Origin of the sequence: Flavobacterium arcticum, from assembly GCF_003344925.1 — a bacterium.
Classification (GTDB): domain Bacteria; phylum Bacteroidota; class Bacteroidia; order Flavobacteriales; family Flavobacteriaceae; genus Flavobacterium; species Flavobacterium arcticum.
In genome coordinates this window covers 333,041-353,778 of record NZ_CP031188.1, presented here as the reverse complement: position 1 = coordinate 353,778, position 20,738 = coordinate 333,041, and the positions used below count along the sequence as shown (strand labels likewise).

The following is a 20,738-nucleotide window of genomic DNA, read 5'->3' as shown; positions in this document are numbered from 1 at the left end:
AAAACTAATTTCATTTTGCGAAAAAATGAGTCGGTACTTATTGAAGTGTAGAATATTTTAAAAACAAAATACATATACTCTCCTAGGAGTTTATAGAAATTCGGAAATAAGTGGTTTTGATAAGCTGATTATGAAGTGCTGGTATAAAAGAGTTGAATCTAAACTCTTCTTTTAAAATGTTGGTCTTTCAAGCCTTTGGAGTTTGATATAATATCTTGTTACAAATCTAGTCATTCCATTAAGATAGATTTCTGTCTCAGCTTCAAGAAATTCATTTTCTACAGCCTTATGAAGAGCTTTTTAGTTACTTCATTTCTCTGGTTATTTGATAGAAATCCGCCTTAATTGAGGGTGGCTGGAGGTACCACTTTAATTTAAATAACCCTTTGAAAACAAATAAGTTATCAAAGGGTTTTATTTTTTACGTCGGAAAATACGTTCTAAAAATTTGACCTTAAATGGTTCATTTTAAACTAATTTGACCTTATTCAAAAAAAATCTTGACATTTGTAAATGGATGCTTTATAAACTCAATAGAATTTTATTTACAATTCTCATAGTTTCCACAATCTTCAATTATATATAGAGCTTATATTTGCCTCAATTGTTTTATCGACTTTATCAGAGCTCTTGCACTTTTCGAAACCCTCTTCTGCCTATTTCTAGTGAAATTGTCTTCGAAGTAAAAACCTTAAAAGCATCTATTCACCTCTCATTGGGCAAGATGGGTTTTAGTGGTTGAACTTTTATATAAATTCATTCTTATAATTTATGTCAGTTGTCAATTTCTGTAATACATTTCGTTGGTATCAATTAGTTTTGGTTAATGAAAAATTTAATCTCTCCATCACTGCAATTAATGAATATCCTTTTGCAAATTCACTATTAGGATTGGCGTCGGTTTCCCCTGAATTATGGAGGACTAGTCCTTCCATTGTATTTGGATCATACCATAAACAACCCGAATCACCTCCATCACTAATTTCTTGATTATTTGGATTTCCTTCTTCTATCGGCTTAATATGAATTCGATCCCCATTTATCTCTACAATTTTTCCTCTAGTTACTCCAGTTCTTGTTCCCGATTTTTCAACTATATCTCCTTCTTGTGGCAGTCGAGCTTTTGTTATTAAAACATTAGATTCATATTGTTTTAATGTAAATTCACGGCTTACAATTTCTGCAATAGCTGAATCGGTATGCCTGTCGTGTCGGGGGTTAGCCTAGCTACAATATTAGAGTTTCGCTTACCTTGAAATAATCTGCCAGGCTGAAAAATTGGCTTTCCAACTCTGAATGAGGTTCTAGGTAAAAAACTACTCTTTGCGAGTACATGCCAATTACTTAAAATACATGGTTTATTATTTGTATTGTCAAAAACAATCAAACCAAGGGTTCCATTGGTACTATACTTACTGGAAATACTTATTCCAGGCTGAATTGTTTCGAACCTTTTTTCTCTCTCTGAAGACATATTTTTGAAACTTTAATAAAAATTAGTTTTTAGACGCTCTGTATTAAGATCAATTACAGGTTGGTATTTTTTACCATAACTAGTTAGCAAATTTAATGATGACTCAACAAGCATTCTATTTGTTAAAGAACGCTCATTAAGTATTGATTTATTCAAATCATTATTCAGCCAATCTAAATTATAAGAATTTTTTGTAATTTCAGGTTTTTCAACATCATCTATTGCAGCTTGCACTCTTTCTCTTAGTTTTTTAGCTGTTTCAGCATATTTACTATCCAATTCGATATACTCTTCCAATGTCAATTCACCTTTAGTAAGACGGTCGACCAATAAAGCTTGTAAAGTAATAAAGTCCTTATAAGCTTTTAGAGCAGCTTTGATAGTACATTGAATAGTTTCAATATGTTTGGTTTGAGCAAAATCTTGATTACTTTCAATTAATGCATAATGCAGTGCAGTCGCAGTTATAGCTTCAGTTCCAAAAGTTTGAATTTCTTCGATTGTTACTGAAGTTGTGTAAACAAATGCTATTATGCCTGGTGCTAATCTGGTTGCAGAAAAACTACCAATAGCTGCTGTTGATGAAGATGATTTTGCTGCTTCTCCTATCGACACAACTACTTCTGAATAAGAATCTGCTGCATCAGAACTTAACAATGCAGTAGGGTTTGTAGCTACTGCTGAATCAGCTGCGGCTTGTAAAGCACCTTTTACTACTTCAACAATTTTATCTAAACTAAACTCACTCGCATATTCTACTTTTATATAAGTATTCTCTTGTATAAACCTTTCATCATTTACGCCAGCGAGACTTAAATACTCATCAATTCTTTTGAGAAATTCTTGTTTTCTGATATTCTCCTCTGACTTAATTTGATTTTCAAGTTTTTTAACTTGTTCGATTGCGGCTGAAGCATCATTAACTACTTCTTCAATTTTAGCTGTTCTGCATGCTTTCATAATTGTTTTAAATTTAGTTAGTTAGATATAAATTTCTATGTAAAACTACTAATTTTGAATACTTAAAAAGTCCCTATTAATAGGTGTTTTTTAAGTATTTAAATCTAATGAATCAGAACTTATTTAAATTGTCAAAATGACAAAACCATCAAGAACTTTCTTCTTTCCCCTCAACCGCCACCCCCTCCCAATACTCATAAAAATGCTGTTGTAATAAAGCTAACCTTTTTTCCAACGCATTCAACACACAATCATGTGCAGCCCCATCTGGTAAAAGCAATTGCAACGCTTTCAGCAACCCCTGTAGCTGAATAAGATCCTCCTCCATTTCATGCAGTTGCTCATACTTAGGCTTCATAGTTACCTTCTCCCTTCTACCAAATCCTTTTCGCAATTTCCCGCTCTTCTTCTCCAAAAATATCCAGATAAATAGCCGTAGTGGTCAGCGAAGCATGCCCCAGCCATTTCTTTACCATCGTAAGCGGTACCTTATTCACCGCATGTACCGCAAACCCATGCCGAAGCCCTCGCGCACAACTTCTGACCCCGCTTATACCCGCCTTTTTCATCGATGCTTTTATCAATCGGGAACCCGTACGCAACGAAAAAGTCCATAAACAATGTCCCTGTTTCCCCTGAGCACCCAAAACACCAACATACCCCTGTAAATCATTTAATAATGGCTCCGGTAAAGGAATTTCCCTATAAATACCCCGTTTCCGCTTTTTAAGCGTTTCCAGTACTACCGTACCATTCGCCAAATCAATACTGTCCGTTTTCAGGTTGTGTACCTCCGCAATACGTGCTCCGGTATAGAATAACAACTGGCAGAATAATCGTTTGGAAGTATCGTATTGTTGTGTCACTTCAAAGAACCGTAACCGTTCCTCTTGGTTTAAATACTTTCGCTGTCCTTTATCATTGTGTAATGACACCACCACCTTATACATCATCCGACCTTTATCGTTTCTCTCCCCTAATAACGGTCCGATTATTAGATATTATCGGACAGTTATGCAAGTAAAAAACATGATTTTTAGGGATTTAGAGAAATAATACCCGATTCAGCTTAAAAAAGCAACCTGTATTACCCCTCAAACCGGAAGAAAAATAACCCTCATGGCACAATATATCTAATTTTCGGACATATTCAGCACCGGGCTTTACACCCCTTTCAAAAACAAGCGCTGTGACCGCTTATAAGCGTTACATAACGCAGCGTCAGCGTGCTGAGTGATGACAACCGCAGTTGTCGCGTTACATCATTTTCAAGACTATCCTTAAAACTAAAAATTATGGCGAAATACGAAAAAGTAGGCGAAATCTACCGAAAGAAAAAAGACAATAACCCGTGGGGCGGCATTATTGGCGTTATCATTCTTCTTATCATTATTGCCAAGCAATGTAATTCCTAAACGTGATTTCAAAACATTGTTAAGACACCACAAACAGCACCCCCCCCCCCATAAAGGACTGTCTGTCCCCTTTTATTCAAAATCCTTACAAATTTAAAACCAACGGAGGCATTATGAACATTCACAAAAGTATCCTTCTGTTCAGTTTTATGACTGCAAGTGTGTTTACCGCACAGGCACAGGAAAAACCCAGAAGCATCACAGCGTTAAGCGATAAAGAAATTCAAGCATTAAGAGATCGGAAAAGTATTCAATTTGAGGCTTCCGAGTACACCGAAAACTATCCGGTATTAGGCATCACCATTATGCGCGACACCGTAAATGAAAAAGCGTTTTATATTTTTAAAGAAGCCTTATCCAAGAAACTTACGGAGAAAGGCATACCGCATAAATATTTTATTGAAGTGTTAAACGATGACAAAGGGGCTGCCTTTGCTTATTTCATAAAAGGCAGGCAACATGGCATTTTTACTTTTGATGAGTTTATTGCTTTACTTCCAGAAGCTGTACGTGATTACAGGAGAGTCTTCCCAAAGCACCCATCAGAAGTTCAGCCTTGAAACATCGTAAGTTAAGTCACTTCTTTGATTTTCAAAATCATGCTTAGCAACCACTTCAGCATCTGATTTTTGCTCTTGGTTTTCTGTATCTCTTGATACAATGATGAGATCAGCTTTACTCATTTCATTATTAAGATTTTCATAGGCAGCCAATTTTTGATGACTATCCAAGCTAGTATCATTCGCAATATCCTGCGCTTGCTGCTGCATCATTTTATACTGCTGTTCCTGTTGTTCTAACTTCCTGAAATCCCTGTCCAACACTTCAATCTGTTCCAGATCCTCCGTTTTAATAGCCACAAGAAGGTTGTAATACGCTGCGTTGTCTGCATCCGGTGCAATATACCTCCCTGTACTGTTGATAATATGCTGTGCTTTTTCTTTATCCAGTGGTTTACCATCTTTGACTGGTTCCAACACATCATCAATAGCATCCAGTCGGTTGGCACGTGTTTCCCATTCCTTACGGTTTTGCTCCATCTCCAACTGCACAGCTTCCAATTTCACATCAATTTGAAATAGCAAATCCCTGTAAAACTGTTCGTATAATTCTTTATAGACGTTATTCTTTTTCTTCTCCTGCGCAGCCTCTTCACGGCGGTCTCTCGGTGTTTCCATGACACCGTCCAATTTCATATGGCTCTCCCCATAGACTTTTTCAGAGCGCATCGTAGGACTGTCATTGAGGTCAAAGAAGTTTTCTTCCGCAGCTCCTAACGTTGTTTTGTCCGTTCTCATTTCAGTTACCCCACATCGTCCTTGTTTACTCGTACAACCTCTATCCTTTAGCTTTCAGTATACAACCGATAGATGAACATAACCTTAACAAGAAATGTAAACCTCAGTCTTTTTTGCTGTTGCAATACCGCTGTAAAAACCTATGTACAATCTTAGGTTGCATACTGCAGTATGAATATATATTCCTATTTTCTTGACTATCCATAAGTAGTGCTTTACAGACCCCAATTAGTCATAACCATCAAATTTTCAATCCCAATCATTACCCTATAAGAAAGGAAAAATTATCATGCCCAAACCTATTTATTATGCTGAAATCAGAAACAAAATTGCTACTGAAATGCTTAACAACGCTGAGTTATTAGCCGTATTTGAAAAAGACGCTGCTTTAGTCTGTGAGGAGAATATGTATACACTATGTTCCGAGGCAGCTCAGATCTTTGAGACCATTCAGCAATTATCAAAAACGGACAATCTGATCCCTATAAGCAGGGCTGTTTCAGTATATACCGATACGTTTTTACAACAACTGCTTCGCGGTGAAAAACCACTTATCATTGATCTTATTGTAATGGCTTCACAGACCATTCAACAATTCTGCTAATTCCTCGGCACTACTTTTCTTTGCAATCCTCAACTTTTTTAACCCACTTTGAATGGGGCAAATCATCACACCCAAAAATGATGATGCAGCTCCATTCTATTCAACGATCTACAAAGGAGGTCTTATGACCGAAAAACACTTACGAAACGCTTTACATCTTATCATAAAAAACAATCCCAATACTATTGGTGCTTTTGTTGCCAAAGAAGCAATGAAACGGGAGGTAGTAGCAGCCTTTTTTCATGATTTGAGAACATTGGGCTGTATTTCAGGAATGGTATCCGCACTTAATCAGTATCCCCCAACCCATCATTTCTTCGAAACCTATTATGAGGAGATTGAACAGCTTCGGTTGAAATACCTGAAACAATCTACCGCTTTACTCTGTGAAGTAGCCTATGACCTAAAAACAGCTCTGGCTTGGTTTGCCTTTGAGCAAACAGCATTGGAGTTAGCCTTTACGCTGAATATTGAAGAAGGAGTTTAAAATATGACGAAACAAAAATGTATTCAACATGTACAACTGATATCCAGGAATACAACCAAGATAAAACCCGAAGACAAACCTAAATCCGACACACCCGAAGCGGCGTATCAAATTTTAAGGAAGGATTGGGATAACAACACCATCAATCTTATAGAGGAATTCAAATTGATTTCTTTGGACAGTCAAATGAGAGTAAACACTATTTCTACGCTATCCAAAGGTGGAACAGATTGTACCATTGTAGATTTAAAGATTTTATTTGCGACAGCATTATTGTCCAAAGCCCATAGTGTAATCATTGCGCACAATCACCCCAGCGGTTCGCTAAAACCCAGTACGCAGGATATTGCTTTAACTGAAAAAGTCAGAGAAGCCGGAAAAATTATTGATATCCCCTTACGGGATCACATAATCGTGACCGACGATGGGTATTGCTCACTTAACGAAGCGGATTTTGTAGCATTCAATTAAGTATATATTGCTATTTACTATTGAGTTCGCAAAGCGAACAACTCCATCTTACTTCCTCCTGAAGCAAGAAACCCCTTAACCAGCTTATTTTAAAATCAAGAACGCGCTGCTGTTTTTCAACACTTGCGAAACACAACGTCATCATCGACAGCAAAGCTGCCGTGATTCCCTAGCATTTCGGTGCATTGAAAAATTCCCGATTTCAAACGAGGTCACTAAACCCCAACACGTTGCGGTTTTAATTCGTGACGCTCGCCGCTTGGCAAGGGTTCATGCGCAGGGACAATTCCCTAATGGTCATTTTAAAAAGAAAGGAAACGATCATGACTAACACTACACAAAACACCAACACTAACATCAACAATGAAAACCGTCCCAACTGGAGACTGGTTCAGGAAAAGGCATACTTCAAAACAGGCAGAAATGGACAAAGCACCAAAGAAACCAAAACGATTGAACTTGCTGTGGGCTGGAAAAAGACAAGTGAAAAAGGTGTCCATTATATTTCTTGGTCAGACAGCGTAATCCCTGTTTTACCGGATGTTGACGGTCGCATTGTAACGCGTGCCTTTGAAATCACTTATGACGACTAAAACAATTCAACACCAAGACAGGGGAATAATCCCCTGTCTTTTTTTTCCATAAATGAGGGAGTCACTATGACCCGTACAGACATTCAACAAGAGATTACCGATACTATCATTCAGCTTTTAGATCAAGTCGATGAAAATGACTATGAACCTCCTTTTGCCAGTTTAGCGGCTTTGGGTATTCCTGAAAATCCGATTACGCAAAATCAATACCATGGGGTTAATATTCTGGCACTTTGGTTCAACCAAAAATCCAGAGGATTAACGTCCAACCAATGGGCGAGCTATCGCCAATGGCAGAAAGTTGGCGCAAAAGTAAAAAAAGGAGAAAAAGGCGCTCGCATCATTTTTTACAAGACATTGACTGTTGACGGAAAAGAAGATGATGGAAAGACAGAAGCATTGAAAATTCCCATGCTCAAGCAGTATACGGTTTTTAATGCAACTCAAGTAGAAGGCTATGAAGATACTACCCAACAAGCAAAAGTTCCGGAAATTGACAAGGTTACACGGCATAACCTTATTGAGGCATTTTGCAAGAATACTAAGGCAGACATTCGAGCGGTTGCCAATGAAGCGTTTTATAATCCCAGTGATGATTATATCAATATGCCAAAACCGTCTTTGTTTGTAGACACTAAACAGGCTAGTACTACGGAGAACTATTACGGAACATTGCTTCATGAATTGACGCATTGGACGGGGCATAAAAAACGGTTGGATCGTAAAGACAACCCGAATACAAAGTACATTCAGAATTATGCGTATGAAGAATTGATTGCAGAACTGGGAGCCGCTTTTTTATGCGCGCATTTTAACACCAAGCAAACACAGCCCATACATCATGCTTTGTATATCAAAAGTTGGTTAAAAGCGCTTAAAAATGACAAAACAGTACTATTCAGAGCCTCCGCACAAGCGGCTAAAGCGGTAGCCTATTTAGAGGGCTGTCAAAGTGAGATGCAACATGACTGATCTTGTTAAAGCATTTTCGAAACATCTGGAAGCAGTAGGGCGTAAACAGGGTTTGGCTAAAGTGTTTAATGACGTATTGACAATGGGTATTTGTTCTTTTCACAGGGTAAATATTCAAAGTCGATTAACGGAAAAGGATGAAGCCAACGAGGCTTTGTATTTTGAAATAATCAAACCTTACAATAAAGAAGAATTGACGGAACTCGCCAAAGCTTTAGGGGTATTACAACTCAATGTATTAAAAAATCCGTATTCGGATATTTTGGGTGATTATTTTACGTTGCACATCACTCGTGGACAAAATGGACAGTTTTTTACGCCTGATCCTGTTTGTGAGTTTATGGCAGCGATAACTCATGGGGATAAGAATAAAAAAGGGGCTAGGGTTTTTGATCCTGCTTGTGGTTCTGGACGTATGCTTTTAGCGGCGGCCAAAAACAGTCCTGATAATTTATTTTTTGGTGCGGATAATGATCAGACTTGTGCGCATATGGCTACGCTTAACTTTTTCCTAAATGGTTTACGGGGGAGGTGGCTTGGATGAATAGCTTATCGAATGAATGGTATGGGGGTTGGCAGATAAATTTGAATGGGCTTGGTATTGTGCCTATTGAAAAGGAACAATCGTCTATCTGGCTGAAAGAACCATCGAATAAGAAAGATACAATGCCTGACAACGGACAACAGTTTACTTTGTTTTAGTTTTTTTCAGTGCTATAAAAACAAATATTGACGATATTTGAATAATGTTGTATCTTTGAAGTATAACAAAAGCGTTAATAGCATGGCACGAAATTCATCTTTAAATATTCCTTTAACAGAGGAAATGAAACAGTTCATTACCAATCAAACGGGAGAGGGTACGATGTATTCCACACCAAGCGAATATGTACGGGACTTAATTCGTCATGCAAGAGACAGGCAAGAAGCTGCTAAAATTAGAAATTCAATTTTAGAAGGCTATCAAGATGCTATTGCCGGTAACATGACTGATTTTTCAGGTAATCTTTTAGAAGATATCAAATCCTTTAAAGCATCCAATTCTTAAATGGCGCATATCAAATTAACCCGCAGGGCAAACTTTGATTTAGTAGCCATTTATGACTACTCCATTGAGCAATGGGGTGAACACGTTGCCGATGAATATATTAATGGATTACAAAACGTTTTATTGTTACTACAGGATAACCCAAAGCTCCTTACCTACAATCCTACTATTTCGTCTCGTTTTCAATGTTTCAGGCATCAAAAGCATTGGCTCATCTGTGAAACCATCGGTGATGTCATTATTGTTTTAACCGTTTTGCACAGTGCTATGAACTTGTTGGAAAACCTAAAGAAGTATGAACCTTCTCTGGAACAAGAAGCGGAAACACTATACAAACGATTGAAAAATTAAACTTCCAAAAAACAATGCATCGGTAACGTGAAAAACTCTTGTACGTACCGTTACTATCTCACTTATCCCATACATATAAACTATCAAAATTCTTAGAACGCTTCGGTGTTTTTAAGAGGGTTGCTGTAGGTAGAGCAATAGAGCAATACAAATCGCCTTACAATCAGACTTTAGGTAAATTTCGCATCAAAAAATGAACCTATAATAGCAGTTCATACCCATACCGAAAATTCAATAATTTCTATCAGACATCACGTCAGGGGAGATCAATCCCCTGAATTAGGGTTGGTTCAATGCACCTGAATGATGTCTTTGTCAATCACCACCAAACCATAATGAAGGAGTAATAAAATGCAGCATAATACCGTACCCGAAATCGGTTTTGTACGACTATCCCACATCTTAAAAATATACCCGGTGAGCAAATCAACATGGTGGGCGGGGGTTAAAAGTGGACGATACCCTAAGCCCGTAAAATTGAGTCCAAAAATCACAGCATGGAAGGCAGAAGATATTCGTTCCTTATTAGATGAATATCAAGAATAGTACTCCTAACATTCATCTAAATAATCTGCCCAGTCTTGCATCATTAATGTCCGTTGTTCTATGAATTGCGCCCTATCATAGGTGCTACCCAGATTATTACTAGGAACATGCGCAAGTTGCCGCTCAATAACTTCACTGTCCCAATTCAACTTTTCCCTAATAGCTGTCCGTGCGAGTGCTCTAAAGCCGTGAGCAGTATGCCTACCCTGAAACCCTAAAGCTCTCACCGCTTTGGACAAAGTATCCCTGCTCATATGTTCTTTGAGCTTCCTTTGCTTTACAAAAACATACCTACCATTACCCGTTGTCACTCTCATGTTCTCTAAAAGCTCAAGTGTTTGATTTGCCAATGGTACAATATGATCTCGTTTCATCTTCATTTTTTCCGCAGGAATAATCCATCGCTTGTCCGTAAAATCAATCTCAGACCATTCTGCTGATGCTAATTCAATGGGGCGAACAAAGGTCAACATAAGCATTTTAAGGGCTAAACGTGTCTGAGCGTATAAACGTACATCATTATTTTCTAAGGCTTTTAGAAATTCAGGGATTTCATGAGGTCTTAAGGCAGGTTGGTGTTTAACTTTTCGAACAGCAAAAGCCTCGCGAATATCAGCCGTAAAGTCCCGCTCGATTTTTCCATGTGCAACGGCATATCTCAAAATCTGACCGCAATACTGTCTTGACCTGCGAAGCAATTCATAAGTACCTCGTTTTTCGATATGTTTAAGCAGGGTTAAGAAATCGCTCGTTGAAAGTTGACATAGTGCTACATTGCCAATTTGTGGGAAGATGTATTTTTCTAAACGCATACGAATACCTTCTAACGTCTCGGAATTTACCTCCAATTTTTTCTTTTCCAACCATTCCCTTGCGATTTCTTCAAAACTAATAGGCTTATTTAAGAAGGACAAGCGTTCTTGCTCCTTTTTGTGCTTGTTGGGGTCTATGCCTTTTGAAACCAGTGCTTTTGTACTCAGATGTGCCTCACGAGCTTCTTGCAGGCTCATCTGGGGATATAGCCCATAAACATATGTCCCATTCTTATATTTATCTACATAGACCTTCAATTTATAGTCATAACGCCAACTTTGGCCACCGGACTTCATTACAAAGAGATAAAGCCCTTTTCCATCCCGCTCCTTGTAGCTTTTATTACGGGGTTTTAAATTCTTTAATTTTAAGTCAGTTAGCTTCATTTTCGGGTATCTCCTTTCCAAGCAAACGGGATACCTGAAAATGTACCCGAAAAAGCGTTGGATTTAGTTAGGTTGCTCTGGACGGTATCGGAATGAATAACTACCGAAAAGCCGCAGAAATGCTATAGTTTTGGATTATATAGGATGATGTGGGATAAGGGAAGTGGTGATCGCGCAGGGATTCGGTTATTTTTACTATGTATTTGATTTTGTTCAGAAAAAAAATGTGTAAAAAATTTAATACCCGAAAATATACCTGAAATCAGCTTGGATTAGGTTGGACGTACCTATATTGTGTGAACCTAATTTTGAAGAAAAAAATTGACATAAAGCCCAGAATAAAATAACATTCCCCAACTTTAGAAAATAAGGAGCAAGCCATTGTTATCGCAAAAACTAAGAAACTACTTCCATCACGTTGATAAATTATCATTTGAAATAGGTGACTTAACTTGTGAAACTAAATATAGAACCGGAGTAGAAGGATATAATATTTACAGTAGTCATAATGGTGATTTAGCTTCAATGACGCTAACGTTTAAGTTGGATCAACTCTCTCGAAACTGTTTTATTAGTGGAGACGAGCTTAATGACCTTTATGAGCAAAATATAGCAAAAACTAAAACTATTGTTAGACCGTGTCATGGTGAAATTGAGTATGTAAATACTCTTAGAGCTTATTGGAGATCGATAATTGACTATCAACGACACACAAAACTTTATAATGAGGATTATGAAATGGAATTGAACGACTTGAACATATTAGATCAGGTGTATATCAATTGGTGTGAAAGTGATTTTCAAAAGCCTAGTTTTTAATTTCACAAACAATCAATACAGCTTAAAAGCTTAATGAGATTTACTGAATATTTAAACTTTTCAAGACATCTGGGTTATTATCAAAAAGGGCTAAATCTAATGCACTTTTCCCCTCATTATTTTTAATATTTATGTCAGCATTATATTTCAATAATATCTCAATTAATTCCGTATTTGCATTCCTGACAGCAAAATGAAGTGGAGTAGAGCCGTCTTCTGATTTAACATTGATAAAAGCACCTGCTTTGCACGCAGATTCTGCTAAATCTACATAGTCCTTCTCACATGCTATAAGTAGACTTTCACTTACTTCAATTTCTTCAGAAGTAAGTTCCTCAATTTCATTGATTAAATTATTTAAATTCATTACATAAGAATCGCTACCAACTGTGTATTTGTATTGCTCTAAAATAGGAGATATCTCATTAATAAAATCAATAATTAAATTTCTACCCTCAGTGCTTGGAAAAACATTCATTATTTTTTTAAATTCACCTAGTTTGAAAAAGGCTGTTGTTAAAAAATAAACGTAGTAAAAGTGAGTGTTTTTATCAGTTATCATGCTTAAGCTGTTAAGTCCTATATCAGCCAAATAAAGTAATAACTCAAATCTTTTTTGAACATATTTTACAGACATCAAATATTGAAGAGATTCTATTAGCTGTAAAATATCTTGTATCATACTTCCAGAACTTTGTAGTTCTTTAATCAAAGAAATAGATTTTAGCGCAATTTCGTTAACTACGGGCTCTCCATAGTTTAATTTTTCATAGCAAAAAGCTAAGGCAGATGTTATAGCAATTGTTTCATTTGATAAATTTATGTTAGTGGTTTCCTCTAATATATCTAATAATTTTATACAACTTCTAAGAAAATTTGCTGCTTCACTAAAATTATTAACCTCAATTAATATTTTGCTCAACTTTAAGTAAGTCTTTAATTCATTAAGTTCTAAATTAGTTTCAGAATCAAAATGCATGGTATAAGGACGAGTACCGCGAGTTAGGAGGTCATCCTCGGAAAAATGAAATTTTATGTTAAAAAAAATGAAACTTAATCTAAGATCATTGAATAAAAGAAAAACTCTGAAGTTATCTTGATAATTCAAGGGATCTTTTTTTGATTGCATTAGATCAATCAAATTAAATAGCTTTTTTTCTGCAATAGAGAAGTCATTTTTATAAGTATCGATCAAAATACTTATAACTTCAGTTCTTACGGAAATTGAAAAATATTTATCATCTAAATTAGTGATAAATTCCTCTTTAATTAAGTCAATGAGATTTTTTGAATGTTGAATTGACCCACTTTTTAAACAAAACTCTGAATAATTTAGCATTGAAATAACTATTAAATGTTCTAAATTATAAAACTGAAAATTGTCTATAAACTGAATACGACTTACAACCTTCTTAAAATAATGTGTCATTTTCTCAGTATTATTTATAGAAAAATAATATATACTTAAAGAGGCATTAATTAGGGTAATGGTTTCAAAATTATTAGAGAAGTTATCTGTTTCTAAAACAATCAAGTAATTATCAATAGTTTTTAATAATTCATCTACTTGACTTTGCATATTAAAAAAAGAACAATACTCGATTAATTCATTATAAATTATAATTTTATGATGTAAACTATTACTTTTTTTTGCAAAATTTATTAGTATTTCATATACCTCTGTTTTTTTTTCATTTATAAAAAGTAGATATCCATAAACACATGCCAATTCAAAATTTTCGGAATAATAGCTATATGCCTCCTTAATAGTTTCAGTTGCTTTTTCTATATTTCCATTAACTAATTCGAGGTTAGCTATAAGAATATATGTTTCAATTACTTCTTCTTCCTCATTCTTATTTCTATGCTGTATAGACGAGTTCTCTTGTGCTCTTATCCCTAAATTCTTCTTTTTTAAGATATCTAACGCATTATTATAATCACCAATTTCATAGAAATATCTTACATCATCAAATTCTAAATTATCTTTTAAGTATTCTAAATTCTTCTCGATAGTTTTTAATAAATCCTGAAGGTTAGAGTTATGTTTATTTACTTTAAGATTAAATTCGTTAATAAATCCGTCTTGGTTTAACCCAGTATAAATATTATGACTTTTTTTTAATTTTTTTTGGATAAAATAGCTCTTATCTCCTTTCATAAAAGCTTCGGCGGACTCATACCCTAAATAAATAGCAAATGAATTAGCACTTTGCTTACCAGATGTACTTCCTGTTCTGAAAATTTTCTCAAAAGTTGTACTATCTACACATTTCCAATGATTAGTTTCTTTTGTCTTAACCCTACTACACATCGTAATCAAATATTCATCTCCAGCTATTATTTCTTTTACTTCTTTTTCAAATTTTAAAAGAAACTCATCAATAGTTTTTCGTTTCCAAGTACTAGGTAACCCATAAAATTCATCTTCTAATTGCAAATTTATTTGCTTCCAATATTCTTTAAGATCCATCATCTATGAATTAAAATACGTCATGATTTTTTTGGCGAACATTATTCGAAAGTCATTCGAATAATTGGCGAATTTTTTATGAGAAGCATGGCTGATATTTGCTTCAACAAATATTAAACGTCTAAAAATAAACAAAATATTATGAAGGAAAAAATCAACACACGCAGAAATTTGAAAATCGATCACGACTACTTCAAATTAGAACGATACGCTTTTATGAAGAAGTGGAAAAAAATAGCCCGACAAAATAAAAGAGGTAAAATTTCTCAGCAAGAAACGGTACAACAACTTTTACATGAGCTACAGGCAGCCCGATTATACATTGAGTTGGAACATAGCCTTATTAAAGAACAAGAACAGCAAATTCTTGAAGAGCAAACTCAGAAGTTAACAGTATTGACAGCGAATTTCGACCAGTATGTAGAGGCAGAAAATGCAAAACTTCCTGAGAGTGTGTTTACCAAAATAGACCTTTTAAAAACTCCATTAGACAAAATAAAAGGCAAGATCGAAGAACTAAAAAATGCAATAACATTTAAATAATTTATATATGAAACTTTTTAAAACCACTAATGTAAACCTGCTTAAAAACTTTATAATAAGTAAAAAGGTTTTGTTCTTACTAACCCTTGCGCTATTCGTCATCGACTTTAGCCTATCCAAACCCATTTATGTTAACGTACTGGATATGCCTGAGCTAGGTGTACCAATTGCAGCCGTTTTTGCCTTCATCATCTCATTGCTTCCAAAAGTAACCGCAAAATTATTAGCCAAAAAGCAATACATTCTTTCCGTAATAGCTATTCTATTTGGTATAGGCTTGATGGCTTTCATCTATGTAGGCAACACGAATTAACCCTAGAAATGGCAAATGATCCACTGGCTGCTATCTTGAATGAAGGTGCTATTGTACCGGAAACACCCTCTCACCGCCATCAAATCGCCACAGGGCTTACTTGTCTATTATATGCAATCGCCACATTTGCGAGCTTTTTATACTACTCTGATTACGAACGTAAAAATCCGAAGTCAGGTTTTCAATACCTACAAACCGATTTTTTAAGAAACCTCATGGGGCAGTTAACCCTATTACAAGGGCGTTTTGACAGAGCCTTTAGGACACCTACGGCATTAGCCGAAGCTGCCGTCCATAAACAAATGGAAGCTTGTGAAAAGGTTATCTACGAGCAAGAACTAAAATTGGCTAAGGAAGTCACTTTTTACAACTATCAATTGGCACAACTAGCGAATACCGAGAAGCAAATCAAAGCTACTATCCAACAAACCTATAACCAAAAATCATTTTTAAATCGTACTATCATGAAAGTAAAAACTTTTTTTAATCGTAAAGCTATTCTATTAGCAATAGGTCTATTACTAGCCTCTAATGCTGTAAATGCACAGAATTTAGACGAAACATTTTTAATCAATGACACCAGTTTGAGTAACAATTGCCAACTGGATGCCAAAACACTATTTGTGAAACTTATCAGAGGTTTTAACTTACAACAGGACACTAAAAAAGGCGTAGTACTCCGCACGAGCACTTGCGGAGAGGGGCGCATTGCCAACGTAAAAACAGCATCGCTACCAAAAGCCCAGTCTTCATTTTTAGGAGGTGGTAGTATTTCAGAGCGAAAAAAAGCATTGGGATGGTTTCTAGCCAAAGCGAAAGCCAATATTGATGCCTTAGCAGCGCAGCCTTGTGACGAGCGTGAAACGAACCTATACCGCACCATCGTTTACCTAAGTAAACTTTATAGTAGTACAGCCAGTAAAAAACGATTGCTGCTGTTTAGTGACATGGCTGAAAGCTCGAGTGTGTTCAATACCGCTACTCCTGCCTATATAAACAATCCAAAGGCTTTATTAAAAGAGTATGATCGGATAATAGCCTCATTTAAAAAGGATAGTCCATACCCGAATTTAAAAGGGGTAGACATTGTAATCATCAACCCGATGAATAACGATTTTTTGTTATACCAATACCGCTTTTGGGAAAAATTCTTCCTTACCGAGTGTGGCGCTTCTTCTGTACAAATACGCACTGCTTTATAGCAGTGCTTTTTCCCCTAATGTTTCATTTAAAATTATAGAGGTATGACACCTGAATCTACACGCACTATTTCAGCAAGAAAAACAGCTAAATTTTCAGATTTGGCTATTGTATATGGAATGACGCAAAGATCTGTATGGCACTGTTTTGTAACCAAAGACTACGGGAAGATTATACGGCTATGTTTCATCTATTATTTTCGTTTTAACAAGGCCTTATATGCTTTTATCTATTGGTCGCCGATACACTATCGTGCAGGGTCTCAAACCATGGGATTATTAGTCCTATTGGCAGCAACCAGTACTATACTGGGCTATAACAGTACCCATATCCCTGACTACTTAAAACCACTATCGATAGTTATTACGCCGTTCCTGCTGTTAGGACGATCCAAAGAGGATTGGTACGCGTTTGTGTGTATCGATATTCAGTCCCCATTTTTATTGGTTTATGGCGGTTTTGTCTTCCTCAGTGGATTAATTCACTTACTACTGATTTGGCTAGGAAAAGGCAATTCAAGTAGGAGTAAACGGGGCAATAGTTACATTGTCTTATGGCTCTCGAAACATATGAAAGTCAACGAATACTTTATTTGTGGTGTCTTAGAGCCATTACTCTTCATTGGTATTGCGCTGTTATTGTGGTTGCAGTGTAACGATACCTACGGAGCGGTATTTCTGGGAATGGCAACCCTGAGCGAAGCCCTTCAGCAATTGCTCGATGAGGCAAACCGACAGCACCTTTCATCACAAACCCATTTTTAAAACCACCATGTGATTTAGCATATCAAAAACACCTTTCTAACACTAATCGTTTAATTAAACCGACTGATTATGATCCGTATTACGACTTCATCCAATCCACAGGCAGCAATAAGCTACCATAAGTCTTCTTTGCAACGACAAGGCGAATATTACCAAGAAAATATTCCAGCCTATTACCATGGTAAAGCAGCACAGCAAATGGGCTTGTATGAAGTCACTACGGATAATTATAGGGATTTGGCACATAACAGACACCCCATTACCAAAGACAAACTCACGCCCTTGAACGTAGCCAACAGACGTGTAGGCTGGGATATTACAGTGTTGCCGCCTAAAAGTTTTAGCATCATGACGGCTTTAACGAATGACCCTGAACTGGAAAAGGCACTTTTAGAAGCCAATCAGGAAATGATGTTGGAAGCGGAAAGGCTAATTCTTGCGCAAAACAACACCCAAAAAAACCGTTTTTTGAAAAAACAGGGAATGCTATATGGGCATCCTTTCACCATACCATCGGGCGCCCTGTGGAACATACCTACCAAGGGAAGAAAGTGTTAGCCGGACAACCCTTACAACACATTCATAATTTTCTGTTTTCGGTTACCTACAGTCCCAACCGTCAAAAATTCTTAGCTCTGGATCCGTATCTAATTTTTAAGTCAGCTCCGTATTTACAAGCCTATTTTCATACACAGCTTACGAATAAATTGGTCAAATTGGGGTATGCTATCGAACGTACCCCCGACGCATGGGAAATCAAAGGGGTGGTATCCCGGGAACTCATTAAACGCTTTTCGGAACGTACCCAAACCATTGAAAAAATCAGCAAAGAAAAAGGGATTACAAATACCAAAGTAAAGGCGCAACTTGGCGCTAAAACCCGCCTCTCCAAAAGTAAGTCGGTTCCTGAAAAAGAATTGTTGGAGGTCTGGAAAACACTACTGAGTAGTGAAGAATTAAAAGCCCTACAACAGCTTAAAAGTAGTAAAACGCTGAAAGAGGCTCCTGTTCTGTCCCTTGAAAATGCAATAGATCGAAGCTTAGCCCATTTTTTAGAAAGACAATCCGTAGCGGAAGAGAAGAAAATACTAGGACACGCTATGCAACTTTGTTTTGGCAGTGGCTATGCCCCCAAAGACTTTGAAGCGGAATTAAACCGCAGGAGCAACATTTTAAAAGCTACCGAAAACGAGGTGTCACTCATTACCACCCAAGAAATGGTACGGCATGAAAATGCCCTGATTGACAAGGCGGTTTCCCTTAAAGGCAAATTCCCTGCCTTACATGCTGATTATATCCCGAAACGTGATTTTCTCAATAGCGACCAGAAAAATGCGGTAAAGGAAATCCTGACTACCCATGACGGGGTGATCGCTTTGGAAGGAAAGGCAGGTGCCGGAAAAACGACCATGCTGCAAGAATTATCTGATGGGTTAAAAGCGGTACACAAAAAAATGGTGGTTATCGCCCCTTCTTCTAAAGCGGTGGATGTCTTGCGTAAGGAAGGTTTTCAATCGGCAAATACCATTGCTTCATTCCTGATCCAGCCGCAATTACAGGAAAGTATACGCCATCAGGTCTTGTGTGTGGATGAAGCCAGCTTATCAGGGGTACCGACACTATCAAAGCTATTAGATATTGTTCAGCAGAAAAAGGCACGTCTGGTACTTAGCGGCAATATTCGCCAGCACAACAGTCCCGGGGAATTTGGGGATGGCTTGCGTATTCTGCAACAACAAGCGCAAATCAAAACGGTACACCTCCAACAAAACATGCGGCAAAGAGAAGTACCGGAGTATAAAGAAGCGGTGGATTTTATCGCAAGGGGAAAGACCTTACAGGGGTTTCAGGTACTGGATCAAAAGATGAAAGCCGTTGTAGAAATTCCGGAACAGGATAAAAGGATGGAATTCTTAGCGGAGCAATACATCCAATCCCTCAATACCAAAAGAACAGCTCTTATTGTTAGTCCTACTAATGCAGAAAAGGAGCAACTCTCGGAAGTAGTTCGGAAAAAGCTTAAAGCCCAAGGAACATTGCAGGGAAAGTCTAAAGTTTTTGAACAATTAAAGAATATATCCTTTACCGAAAGTCAGAAAAAAGATCCGAGTAATTATCAGTCGGTACAATACATCCGATTCATCCGCAACACCAAAGGCGGGTTTCAAGCGGGGCAACACTATGAAGTTATGCCGTCCAAGGCTGCTACTCAAAAGGGGCAAAAGGAAACCGAGATTACGGTCAAAGACCTTCAAATAGGGCAAATACTTTCCCTGCCCTACCAAAACCCGAAACCATACAGTGTGTTTCAAAAGTCAGCTATTGAATTGAATAAAGGAGATTTGGTCAAACCCACGCTGAACTTAAAATCGATGGAAGGGACGAAAATTAATAATGGAACGGCACAAAAAATTAAGGGCTTTTCCAAGTCAGGAGATATTCTATTAGAAAATGGAAAAACCTTAGCTAAGGATTGCTACCATATTGCGCACAATTATGTGTCTACGAGCCACGGCGCACAAGGAGCTACGGTCAAAGATGTGTATATCAGCATGAGTGAAGCCTCCTTGGGAGCCGTCAATCAACAGACTTTGTATGTAGCGGTCTCTCGTGGGAAATCCAAAGTACAACTGGTTACGGATAATAAACAAGCCTTGAAAAGGGCGATTGCCAGAACGGGGGAACGGAAAACCGCCCGTGAGCTTGAAAAGCAACAGCATCGGGATTTTATAAGCCGACAACAACGAGAACAGTACAAAGCATTAACCCGAGAACCAAAAACCCATGCAAAAACTATTCAAAAGCAATCCACCCTTACAAAAGGCTTTTCACAACGCACCCGACACTAAGTCCACTGATGGAAGTACAGATACGGGTACGCTTTGTTATGCCATTGCGGAGGAAGGGCAAGTGGTAAAGCGGATGGAACTGATACAAAGCAATGGCTGTCGGTATAGCTTTTCGTATGCCTTGTTGCCTGTCTGTATTCAAAAGGACAGTGGTTTACTGTTTTTAAAGGCGTACGAGCTATTAATCCGCATTTCGGGTTACAATCTCGATCCCATTCGCGAGTATATTAATACAGAACAATTGATTTGGGCTAAAGCTAGCGTAAAACCCGATGGCACTGCCGAAACTTTTATTCAGGAAATTACGATTGAAGGAGAAAGTGTCAGCACTGTGCTCTAACGTATAACCTCTAAAAAAA

General features: G+C 37.2%; 23 protein-coding genes. 17 read left to right on the top strand and 6 right to left on the bottom strand.

Features of this window, described 5'->3' with window-relative positions; genetic code table 11:
• Window positions 1-1,486 precede the first annotated feature (1,486 nt).
• From DVK85_RS01600 to DVK85_RS01590, 3 genes are all read right to left on the bottom strand, one after another.
• Window positions 1,487-2,434 (bottom strand): hypothetical protein, encoded by a 948-nt coding sequence (locus DVK85_RS01600; protein ID WP_114676760.1) that lies wholly within the window; start codon window positions 2,432-2,434, stop codon window positions 1,487-1,489.
• Window positions 2,435-2,582: 148 nt separating this feature from the next.
• Window positions 2,583-2,792, bottom strand: a complete 210-nt coding sequence (locus DVK85_RS01595) for a hypothetical protein (protein WP_114676759.1) — start codon at window positions 2,790-2,792, stop codon at window positions 2,583-2,585.
• A gap of 16 nt (window positions 2,793-2,808) precedes the next feature.
• On the bottom strand, window positions 2,809-3,387 hold the full coding sequence (locus tag DVK85_RS01590) for a tyrosine-type recombinase/integrase (RefSeq protein ID WP_114676758.1): 579 nt from the start codon (window positions 3,385-3,387) through the stop codon (window positions 2,809-2,811).
• A 575-nt stretch (window positions 3,388-3,962) separates the two neighbouring features.
• Between DVK85_RS01590 and DVK85_RS01585 the strand changes: the two genes are divergently transcribed.
• Complete coding sequence (locus DVK85_RS01585) at window positions 3,963-4,409, top strand: hypothetical protein (RefSeq protein WP_127960535.1); 447 nt, start codon at window positions 3,963-3,965, stop codon at window positions 4,407-4,409.
• On the opposite strand, the gene DVK85_RS01580 is transcribed toward DVK85_RS01585, so the two are convergent.
• The gene (locus DVK85_RS01580) at window positions 4,392-5,147 is read right to left on the bottom strand and encodes a hypothetical protein (RefSeq protein ID WP_114676756.1); all 756 of its coding nucleotides are present in this window, start codon (window positions 5,145-5,147) and stop codon (window positions 4,392-4,394) included. The genes DVK85_RS01585 and DVK85_RS01580 overlap by 18 nt on opposite strands.
• Before the next feature lie 289 nt (window positions 5,148-5,436).
• Here DVK85_RS01580 and DVK85_RS01575 point away from each other — a divergent pair, with 289 nt between their 5' ends.
• The 9 genes from DVK85_RS01575 (at window position 5,437) to DVK85_RS13700 (ending at window position 10,219) form a co-directional block, all read left to right on the top strand.
• Window positions 5,437-5,751 (top strand): hypothetical protein, encoded by a 315-nt coding sequence (locus DVK85_RS01575; protein ID WP_114676755.1) that lies wholly within the window; start codon window positions 5,437-5,439, stop codon window positions 5,749-5,751.
• A gap of 52 nt (window positions 5,752-5,803) precedes the next feature.
• Window positions 5,804-6,238, top strand: a complete 435-nt coding sequence (locus tag DVK85_RS01570) for a DUF7222 domain-containing protein (protein WP_114676754.1) — start codon at window positions 5,804-5,806, stop codon at window positions 6,236-6,238.
• A 3-nt stretch (window positions 6,239-6,241) separates the two neighbouring features.
• Complete coding sequence (locus DVK85_RS01565; protein ID WP_114676753.1) at window positions 6,242-6,709, top strand: JAB domain-containing protein; 468 nt, start codon at window positions 6,242-6,244, stop codon at window positions 6,707-6,709.
• 323 nt (window positions 6,710-7,032) lie between these two features.
• Window positions 7,033-7,302, top strand: coding sequence for a hypothetical protein (locus DVK85_RS01560; RefSeq protein ID WP_127960534.1), 270 nt, complete (start codon window positions 7,033-7,035; stop codon window positions 7,300-7,302).
• 66 nt (window positions 7,303-7,368) lie between these two features.
• Complete coding sequence (locus DVK85_RS01555) at window positions 7,369-8,274, top strand: ArdC family protein (protein ID WP_114676751.1); 906 nt, start codon at window positions 7,369-7,371, stop codon at window positions 8,272-8,274.
• Window positions 8,267-8,818, top strand: a complete 552-nt coding sequence (locus tag DVK85_RS01550) for an N-6 DNA methylase (RefSeq protein WP_114676750.1) — start codon at window positions 8,267-8,269, stop codon at window positions 8,816-8,818. Before DVK85_RS01555 ends, DVK85_RS01550 begins: the two co-directional genes overlap by 8 nt.
• A gap of 240 nt (window positions 8,819-9,058) precedes the next feature.
• Entirely contained in the window at window positions 9,059-9,322 is a 264-nt protein-coding gene (locus DVK85_RS01545; RefSeq protein ID WP_114676749.1) for a ribbon-helix-helix domain-containing protein, read from the top strand.
• On the top strand, window positions 9,323-9,673 hold the full coding sequence (locus tag DVK85_RS01540; RefSeq protein ID WP_114676748.1) for a type II toxin-antitoxin system RelE/ParE family toxin: 351 nt from the start codon (window positions 9,323-9,325) through the stop codon (window positions 9,671-9,673).
• 351 nt (window positions 9,674-10,024) lie between these two features.
• A complete protein-coding gene (locus DVK85_RS13700; protein ID WP_114676747.1) occupies window positions 10,025-10,219 on the top strand; it encodes a helix-turn-helix transcriptional regulator in 195 nt (64 codons plus the stop codon).
• 5 nt (window positions 10,220-10,224) lie between these two features.
• On the opposite strand, the gene DVK85_RS01530 is transcribed toward DVK85_RS13700, so the two are convergent.
• Window positions 10,225-11,418, bottom strand: coding sequence for a tyrosine-type recombinase/integrase (locus tag DVK85_RS01530; protein ID WP_114676746.1), 1,194 nt, complete (start codon window positions 11,416-11,418; stop codon window positions 10,225-10,227).
• An 859-nt stretch (window positions 11,419-12,277) separates the two neighbouring features.
• Window positions 12,278-14,713: an ankyrin repeat domain-containing protein gene (locus tag DVK85_RS01520; RefSeq protein WP_114676744.1), complete on the bottom strand. Its 2,436-nt coding sequence runs from the start codon at window positions 14,711-14,713 to the stop codon at window positions 12,278-12,280.
• Window positions 14,714-14,926: 213 nt separating this feature from the next.
• Here DVK85_RS01520 and DVK85_RS01515 point away from each other — a divergent pair, with 213 nt between their 5' ends.
• The 7 genes from DVK85_RS01515 (at window position 14,927) to DVK85_RS01485 (ending at window position 20,719) form a co-directional block, all read left to right on the top strand.
• A complete protein-coding gene (locus DVK85_RS01515; RefSeq protein ID WP_127960533.1) occupies window positions 14,927-15,253 on the top strand; it encodes a hypothetical protein in 327 nt (108 codons plus the stop codon).
• Between the two features lie 7 nt (window positions 15,254-15,260).
• Window positions 15,261-15,566 (top strand): hypothetical protein, encoded by a 306-nt coding sequence (locus tag DVK85_RS01510; protein ID WP_114676742.1) that lies wholly within the window; start codon window positions 15,261-15,263, stop codon window positions 15,564-15,566.
• An 8-nt stretch (window positions 15,567-15,574) separates the two neighbouring features.
• On the top strand, window positions 15,575-16,768 hold the full coding sequence (locus DVK85_RS01505) for a hypothetical protein (RefSeq protein ID WP_114676741.1): 1,194 nt from the start codon (window positions 15,575-15,577) through the stop codon (window positions 16,766-16,768).
• A gap of 42 nt (window positions 16,769-16,810) precedes the next feature.
• Window positions 16,811-17,530, top strand: a complete 720-nt coding sequence (locus DVK85_RS01500) for a hypothetical protein (protein WP_114676740.1) — start codon at window positions 16,811-16,813, stop codon at window positions 17,528-17,530.
• Between the two features lie 69 nt (window positions 17,531-17,599).
• Window positions 17,600-18,088, top strand: a complete 489-nt coding sequence (locus tag DVK85_RS01495) for a relaxase domain-containing protein (protein WP_114676739.1) — start codon at window positions 17,600-17,602, stop codon at window positions 18,086-18,088.
• Entirely contained in the window at window positions 18,055-20,379 is a 2,325-nt protein-coding gene (locus tag DVK85_RS01490; RefSeq protein ID WP_114676738.1) for an AAA family ATPase, read from the top strand. Before DVK85_RS01495 ends, DVK85_RS01490 begins: the two co-directional genes overlap by 34 nt.
• Window positions 20,315-20,719 carry a hypothetical protein gene (locus DVK85_RS01485; RefSeq protein WP_114676737.1) on the top strand — a complete coding sequence of 135 codons (405 nt, stop codon included), beginning with the start codon at window positions 20,315-20,317 and terminating at the stop codon, window positions 20,717-20,719. The genes DVK85_RS01490 and DVK85_RS01485 overlap by 65 nt, the downstream gene beginning before the upstream one ends.
• The last annotated feature ends 19 nt before the right edge of the window (window positions 20,720-20,738 follow it).

Coding starts and splice junctions, on each gene's coding strand:
- DVK85_RS01600 (WP_114676760.1), bottom strand. CDS start 2,434: ATGAAAGCATGCAGAACAGCTAAAATTGAAGAAGTAGTTAATGATGCT.
- DVK85_RS01595 (WP_114676759.1), bottom strand. CDS start 2,792: ATGAAGCCTAAGTATGAGCAACTGCATGAAATGGAGGAGGATCTTATT.
- DVK85_RS01590 (WP_114676758.1), bottom strand. CDS start 3,387: ATGATGTATAAGGTGGTGGTGTCATTACACAATGATAAAGGACAGCGA.
- DVK85_RS01585 (WP_127960535.1), top strand. CDS start 3,963: ATGAACATTCACAAAAGTATCCTTCTGTTCAGTTTTATGACTGCAAGT.
- DVK85_RS01580 (WP_114676756.1), bottom strand. CDS start 5,147: ATGAGAACGGACAAAACAACGTTAGGAGCTGCGGAAGAAAACTTCTTT.
- DVK85_RS01575 (WP_114676755.1), top strand. CDS start 5,437: ATGCCCAAACCTATTTATTATGCTGAAATCAGAAACAAAATTGCTACT.
- DVK85_RS01570 (WP_114676754.1), top strand. CDS start 5,804: ATGGGGCAAATCATCACACCCAAAAATGATGATGCAGCTCCATTCTAT.
- DVK85_RS01565 (WP_114676753.1), top strand. CDS start 6,242: ATGACGAAACAAAAATGTATTCAACATGTACAACTGATATCCAGGAAT.
- DVK85_RS01560 (WP_127960534.1), top strand. CDS start 7,033: ATGACTAACACTACACAAAACACCAACACTAACATCAACAATGAAAAC.
- DVK85_RS01555 (WP_114676751.1), top strand. CDS start 7,369: ATGACCCGTACAGACATTCAACAAGAGATTACCGATACTATCATTCAG.
- DVK85_RS01550 (WP_114676750.1), top strand. CDS start 8,267: ATGACTGATCTTGTTAAAGCATTTTCGAAACATCTGGAAGCAGTAGGG.
- DVK85_RS01545 (WP_114676749.1), top strand. CDS start 9,059: ATGGCACGAAATTCATCTTTAAATATTCCTTTAACAGAGGAAATGAAA.
- DVK85_RS01540 (WP_114676748.1), top strand. CDS start 9,323: ATGGCGCATATCAAATTAACCCGCAGGGCAAACTTTGATTTAGTAGCC.
- DVK85_RS13700 (WP_114676747.1), top strand. CDS start 10,025: ATGCAGCATAATACCGTACCCGAAATCGGTTTTGTACGACTATCCCAC.
- DVK85_RS01530 (WP_114676746.1), bottom strand. CDS start 11,418: ATGAAGCTAACTGACTTAAAATTAAAGAATTTAAAACCCCGTAATAAA.
- DVK85_RS01520 (WP_114676744.1), bottom strand. CDS start 14,713: ATGATGGATCTTAAAGAATATTGGAAGCAAATAAATTTGCAATTAGAA.
- DVK85_RS01515 (WP_127960533.1), top strand. CDS start 14,927: ATGAAGAAGTGGAAAAAAATAGCCCGACAAAATAAAAGAGGTAAAATT.
- DVK85_RS01510 (WP_114676742.1), top strand. CDS start 15,261: ATGAAACTTTTTAAAACCACTAATGTAAACCTGCTTAAAAACTTTATA.
- DVK85_RS01505 (WP_114676741.1), top strand. CDS start 15,575: ATGGCAAATGATCCACTGGCTGCTATCTTGAATGAAGGTGCTATTGTA.
- DVK85_RS01500 (WP_114676740.1), top strand. CDS start 16,811: ATGACACCTGAATCTACACGCACTATTTCAGCAAGAAAAACAGCTAAA.
- DVK85_RS01495 (WP_114676739.1), top strand. CDS start 17,600: ATGATCCGTATTACGACTTCATCCAATCCACAGGCAGCAATAAGCTAC.
- DVK85_RS01485 (WP_114676737.1), top strand. CDS start 20,315: ATGCAAAAACTATTCAAAAGCAATCCACCCTTACAAAAGGCTTTTCAC.